At 39.9% G+C, this 6,620-nt stretch carries 4 protein-coding genes and 1 pseudogene; all 5 read left to right on the forward strand.

The genetic code is table 11. The features are described 5' to 3' along the window. The first annotated feature begins 142 nt into the window (after positions 1-142). The 5 genes and pseudogenes from JCM12304_RS13245 to JCM12304_RS13265 all read left to right on the forward strand — a co-directional run bounded on the left by JCM12304_RS13245 (position 143) and on the right by JCM12304_RS13265 (position 6,231). Complete coding sequence (locus JCM12304_RS13245; protein ID WP_060680897.1) at positions 143-847, forward strand: FadR/GntR family transcriptional regulator; 705 nt, start codon at positions 143-145, stop codon at positions 845-847. A 32-nt stretch (positions 848-879) separates the two neighbouring features. Continuing rightward, positions 880-1,596: a (Fe-S)-binding protein gene (locus tag JCM12304_RS13250; RefSeq protein WP_060680899.1), complete on the forward strand. Its 717-nt coding sequence runs from the start codon at positions 880-882 to the stop codon at positions 1,594-1,596. A 14-nt stretch (positions 1,597-1,610) separates the two neighbouring features. After that, on the forward strand, positions 1,611-3,035 hold the full coding sequence (locus tag JCM12304_RS13255; protein WP_019379157.1) for a LutB/LldF family L-lactate oxidation iron-sulfur protein: 1,425 nt from the start codon (positions 1,611-1,613) through the stop codon (positions 3,033-3,035). Further along, positions 3,035-3,744, forward strand: a pseudogene (locus JCM12304_RS13260) (LutC/YkgG family protein). Before JCM12304_RS13255 ends, JCM12304_RS13260 begins: the two are co-directional and overlap by 1 nt. 273 nt (positions 3,745-4,017) lie before the next feature. After that, positions 4,018-6,231 carry a glycoside hydrolase family 84 protein gene (locus JCM12304_RS13265; RefSeq protein WP_256200833.1) on the forward strand — a complete coding sequence of 738 codons (2,214 nt, stop codon included), beginning with the start codon at positions 4,018-4,020 and terminating at the stop codon, positions 6,229-6,231. Positions 6,232-6,620: the final 389 nt, after the last annotated feature.

Raw genomic sequence — 6,620 nt, forward strand, 5'->3', positions numbered from 1 at the left:
TCTTATTTGTTCCAAGAGGAAACTCTCTTTTAAGATACAATTTTCAAGAGTTATATTGACATGTGGTAGTAAATGGTATAGTTTTTAATTAACATAACTCATCAGATGACCTAATGTCTGTTGAAACAATGGAGAGATGCAAATGGAATATAAACCGATTAAAACTAAAAAGATTTACGAGGAAGTAGCTGATACAATCCTGAATTGGATAAAGACTGGTGACTTGAACCCTGGAGATAAATTAGCATCTGTTTCTCAACTGGCTAAAAATTTTGAGGTAAGTCAGTCTGTTATTCGTGAAGCACTAAGTGGCCTTCGAGCGATGGGATTGCTTACGATGAGGCAGGGAGAGGGCACATACGTTACAGAATATGATGCTTCTAAATTCTATCTTCCTGTTACAACAGCATTTCTTATGAAAAAAGAGGATGTAAAAGAATTATTTGAAGTGAGACGAATTTTGGAAGCAGGTGCTGCAGCTTCAGCCGCTGATAATCATGAGGAAGAGGATATAAGAAATCTGGAGCAAATACTAAAAGATATGGAGGCTGCCATTGGCGATGGAGAGCTTGGTGAACGGGCGGATTTCAATTTTCACCTGGCAATTGTTCATGCAAGCCATAACGCGATGTTAGTTAATTTGCTAAGTAGTGTTTCAGAGATTATGGTGGAAACAATTTTAGAAACTAGAAAACTACTACTATATACGGAAGGTAGAGATGAACAGTTACTTGCAGAGCATCAATTGATCTATGATGCAATTAAGGCAGGGGACGCTGTAAAGGCTAGAGAATATATGCTGGATCATTTAGTAGGTGTTGAACAACTACTGTTTAAGTATTTATAAAAATGTTTTAGGAGATAAGGGGAGGCAATTCTATGAAAGTATCATTATTCATTACTTGCATGTGTGACATCATAGGTTCAGGTGTTGGTAAACATACAGTAGAACTTTTGGAAAAGGCCGGATGTGAAGTAGATTTTCCTGAGGCCCAGACATGCTGTGGCCAACCAGCATTTAATAGTGGTTATTTACAGGATTCCAAAAAAGCGATGAAGCAGATGATGCGAGCTTTCAAAGATGCAGAATATGTAGTTGGGCCCTCTGGCTCATGTGTTGGAATGCTCAGAGAGTATCCAAAAGTATTCCGTGGTGATCCAGAATGGGAGGAACAAGCGAATAATCTAGCAGCGAAGTCGTATGAAGTCACTCAGTTTCTAGTTGATGTGTTAGGAATAGAAGATGTTGGAGCTACCTTTAATGGAAGGGTGACGTATCATCCATCCTGTCACATGACGAGGGTTTTAGGAGTAAAGGACGCACCGCAAAAGCTATTAAGAAATGTAAAAGGGATGGATCTGATTGAGCTACCGCTTGCAGAAGATTGCTGTGGGTTTGGTGGTACATTTGCTGTAAAGAATTCCGTGATTTCAGGAGAAATGGTAAAGGAAAAATCACAGCATGTTTCCGAGACAAGGGCTGAATATCTGATCGGTGGAGATATGGCTTGCCTATATAATATAGGTGGACGTATGACAAGAGAAGGAAAAAATATTAAGATTCTTCATATTACAGAGGTATTAAATCATCAATAAAGGGGTGGGGCTGAATGGGTTTGCAAATTGGAGATACTTCTTTTAAGGATCGTGTCCAGGAAGGCTTAAAGAACGATTTTATGCGACAGGCTGTTTCTTCTGCTCAAGGCCGGCTAAGAAATGGACGCCTAAGCGCAGCAGAAGAGTTGGGTGATTGGGAGGATTGGCGAACACTTGGAGAAGAAATTCGTACACATACGATGGAAAATCTCGATTTCTATTTGCAACAATTGAGTGAACAGGTAGAAAATCGTGGGGGCAATGTCTTCTTTGCTGAAACAGCTGAAGAGGCCAATGAATATATTAAAAATGTGGTTAAAAAGAAAAATGGAAGAAAAGTAGCTAAATCTAAATCAATGGTAACAGAAGAAATTGGTTTAAATGAAGCTCTGGAAGATGTTGGCGCTGAGGTGGTGGAGACAGATCTGGGAGAATGGATTCTACAATTGGATGAAGATCCACCTTCTCATATTGTTGCTCCCGCACTTCATAAAAATAGACAGCAAATACAAGAAACATTCGAAAATAAAAAGGGGTACCAAAAAACGGATAAGCCTGAAGAGCTTGCATTGTTCGCCCGTGAGCAACTGCGTAAGGAATTTTTATCTGCGGATATTGGAATAACTGGTTGTAACTTTGCAGTTGCAGAGTCAGGTGCGGTGACACTTGTGACAAATGAGGGGAATGCTCGATTAGTTACAGCATTACCAGATACACAGATTACAGTGATGGGTATGGAGCGAATTGTCCCCACATGGGAAGAATTGGACGTACTAGTAAGCCTGTTAACCCGTGCCGCTGTAGGGCAAAAGTTGACAAGCTATGTTACATCCGTGACGGGGAAGCGTTTGGAAGAGGAAATAGATGGACCTGATGACTATCATTTAGTAATCGTTGATAATGGCCGTTCAAAGATTCTTGGAACTGAATTTCAGTCTGCGCTTCACTGTATTCGTTGTGCTGCATGTATAAATGTATGTCCGGTATATCGCCATGTTGGTGGCCATGCATATGGTTCTATATATCCCGGCCCGATTGGAGCTGTACTCACCCCGCTGTTGGATGGGTACGAGGATCATAAGGAATTGCCATATGCTTCCACATTATGTGCAGCATGTACGGAAGCCTGCCCTGTAAAAATTCCTCTTCATGAGCAATTAATTCGCCATCGGGAAATTATTGTTGAAAAGGAAAATATGGCTCCTACTGGAGAGAAAGTAGCTATGAAAGGATATGCAAACTGGGCATCCAATCCGGCTGCATATAAAATGAGTGCAAAGATGGCTCGAATGGCACTCAAGCCATGGACAAAGCATGAAAAAATCTCCAATGGACCTGGTCCCTTAAAAGGTTGGACGGATGTCCGTGATTTTCCTGCCCCAAGTAAACAAAGCTTCCGAGCCTGGTTTAAAGAAAGACAGAAGGGGGAGCAAACATAATGGCAATTCAAAACAGGGATCGCTTTTTAAATAAGTTGGCGAACAATCTAGGAAGACCACGGAAAACTGAAGGGGTTAAACGACCTGAATGGAGTGTGCAGCCACAGTGGCAGGTATTGGAAGGATGCAGCAGGATGAATTGGTCGATGTATTGGAAAAGCAATGTAAGGCAATTCATACTGATTTTAAAAGGACAACTATTGCGGAATTACCTCAAACAGTGGAAGAGACAGTAGCTGTTTATGGAAAGAAAATCATCACAGCAAAAGACGATCGCAACGAAAAATTCGGGCTAGATCTTCTTTTTGATAGATTACGTACGGGGGGTGAGGAGGTACACGTATGGGATTCTAAAGCAGGGAAGGAAAATCAAATTATTGCAGAACGGGCTGATGTAGGCATTAACTTTAGTGACATAACCCTTGCAGAGTCTGGTACCGTAACTTTATTCAATAACAAAGATAATGGAAGGTCGATCAGCCTGTTGCCAGAAAATTTTATTGCAATTATCCCTAAGAGCACAATCGTTCCTAGAATGACCCAAGCGGCAAAACAAATTCATGAAGCACATGAACAAGGGCATATGGTTTCCTCCTGTATAAGTTTTATATCAGGACCGAGTAACAGTGCCGATATAGAAATGAATTTGATTGTTGGCGTTCATGGGCCTGTAAGAGCAACTTATATTGTTGTTGATGATGGTGACTAATAGATAGACATGCTTCTTTTCCACTACAAAAGTTCCAAGCGGACGTCATTTATGAAAACGATCGTCCGCTTGTTGTTTTATACATACAAACGATGTAGTAAGTAAATACTCATAGACAAAAAGTAGTGGTCCATAGTGAAGAGTACATCAATTTGTCCGTTTTTAGTAACTAGCAAGGGTTAAACACTTTAAAAAAACCGTCAATAGTTGCATAGACAGCCTTTCAATATGAATGCTAGCATTTAAGTAAGCGTTTTAATAATAGTAGGGAAGGTGATAAATTTGGTAAAGAACAAGAAAGAAAATGGACGACGTATTCTATGCAGTTTCCCCGTGATTTTTATATTGACAATTTTATTAACATCATTCGTATTACCAAATCATTCTGCATATGCAGATGATGAGGGAGAGCAAGAAAGAACGATTACTGTTAATCCCCAGCCACAGGAAATAGAAGTAGGTGATGATGGTTTTCCGCTTCCGCCTGTTGTAGGTATTGTCGTTGGGGAAAATGCGGATGAGGCAGCATTAAATGAATTAAAGAACACGCTAAAAAATGCTGGAGTCAAACGTATGAAGGTACAAGAAGATAATGAGAAAATACACGCCCCTGTAACTATATTTCTTGGTGTGCCCTCCATGAATGAGGAAACAGAGGATGTATTGGATGAAGTAGATACTGATGATCTCGAGGAAATGAAGGATGAAGGCTATGTGCTTGTAACAAATAAGGATAAAAAACAAATCTTGCTAGCTGGAACAGACAAAGCAGGTACATACTATGCCGCGCAAACCTTTCGTCAACTTATTCAGGAAAGAAAAGGACGTAATTGGATTCCAGAGGTGGAAGTGACAGACTGGCCAGAAATGAAAGAACGTGGCATCATTGAGGGGTTCTATGGGCCGACTTGGTCTCATGAAGATCGATTAAGTCAATTGGATTTTTATGGAGATAATAAATTGAATTCCTATATGTACGCACCAAAAGACGATCCGTACCACAGAGAAGATTGGCGTAAGCCTTACCCGGAAAATAAGTTGAAGGAACTAAAAGAATTGATTAATAAATCAAAGGAAAATCATGTAGAGTTTACCTTTTCATTATCACCGGGTAACACTGTTTGCTATTCAGGTGACAAAGACTTTGAGTTATTAATGGATAAGATGGATACAATGTGGGAGTTAGGTGTACGCTCTTATGCCATTTTCCTTGATGACATTAGTTATGAACTGCACTGCGAACAGGATAAAAAGAAGTTTGGTGATGATGCTAACCCTACAGCAGCTGCCCAAGCATATTTTTTAAATCGCTTTAAAAAAGAATTCATTGATACACATGAAGGTGCAGAGCAATTAATCACTGTTCCAACTGATTATGCTGGGACACATACTAATACGTACAGAGAACGTTTTGCTGAATTGACAGAGCAGGATATGAAGGTAATGTGGACAGGCCCTAATGTAGTTTCTGAGTCAATTACATCTGAAGGTGCGAAGAAGGTTTCAGACATTTTTAACCATGAATTATTGCTGTGGGATAATTATCCTGTTAATGACTTTGATCGTAACCGGCTGTTTCTTGGACCCTTAGAAAAAAGGGATGCCGACTTAGTGGAGAACGGAGTATCTGGTTTGATTGCTAATCCGATGAATGAAGCGGAAGCCTCAAAGATTCCACTTTATACAGTTGCGGATTATGCTTGGAACCCATATGAATATGATCCCAAGCAATCATGGGAAAATAGCATTCAAAGCTTTGGGGGAGAAGCCTCAGAATACTTGCGAACTTTCGCAGAGAATTCTTATTCATCCAGACTAAGTGATACAGAATCGTTAACGATTGACCCATTACTTGAAGACTTTTGGAAAGTATATGAAGCAAATGGGGAGGCTGAAAAACAAGCAGAAGCTTTAATTAAGGAGTTTCAAAAACTACAGCAAGTTCCCGAAAAATTAAGAGGCCACATGGAGAATGAAAAATTCTTACAGGAAGTGGACCCATACTTAAATAAATTAAAATTGTATGGAGAAGCAGGCGTTATTGCTGTAAACCTTTTAATGGAGGAAAAAGAGGGAGATAATGCTAGTGCAGAAAAGCATAGAAAAGAGCTTCAAGCCATGATTGAAAAATTAGATGAAATCCCTCAAGAAGTAGGTAAATTTGTTCTTGAACCGTTTTTGATTCAGGCCATTTATGGAGAGTACGTGTTATCAAGACCGCTTGATGGTATTAATCAAGGCCGTGGAGCAGACCAGTTAATTCAGTATACTCCTGAACATGGAAAGACCACAGGGACAAATATTTATGGTTATGAAGTTACCGTAGTTGATGGGAAAGTTGTAGAGAGAGGCGGTAACAATTCCGAAATCCCTACGAATGGTTATGTTCTAAGTATACATGGAAGTGATTGGCTTATGGAAAATGCAGTGCTTGGCGCCGAAGTGGAAATTAAAGAACAGCGAGTACTGATTACTATACCGAAGTAGTAGTGAAAGAGGGCTATTGTGTTTTACAATAGCCCTCTTTCTTTTGCTCTAAAATAATTGTTGGGGTTATTCAATGATTCGGAAAATAGATATACTGCGACGTAACTTTTGGTATTTAAGTTACGTGTGAAAAATATCTTTGTTGTTGGAAAGCTCACTGAAATATTGAAGAGGTGAGCCTCATTGCTTTCCATTGCAGATGGACGCTTTCCGCCGGCATGGCTTCAGCCGCTTCCTCCGCTACGCTCCGTCCAGGGTCTTCAGCTCATGCTATTCCGGCTGGAGTCGCCATCTTCCATTCCAATCAATTGGTATAGACTTTTATCTAAGTTTAGAGTTTGCTCAACTTTTTTGTGACAAATATATTATAACTTTGATAATCCTGACTC

The sequence above is a fragment of the Virgibacillus halodenitrificans JCM 12304 genome (genome assembly GCF_001310895.1).
GTDB lineage: Bacteria > Bacillota > Bacilli > Bacillales > Amphibacillaceae > Virgibacillus_Q > Virgibacillus_Q halodenitrificans.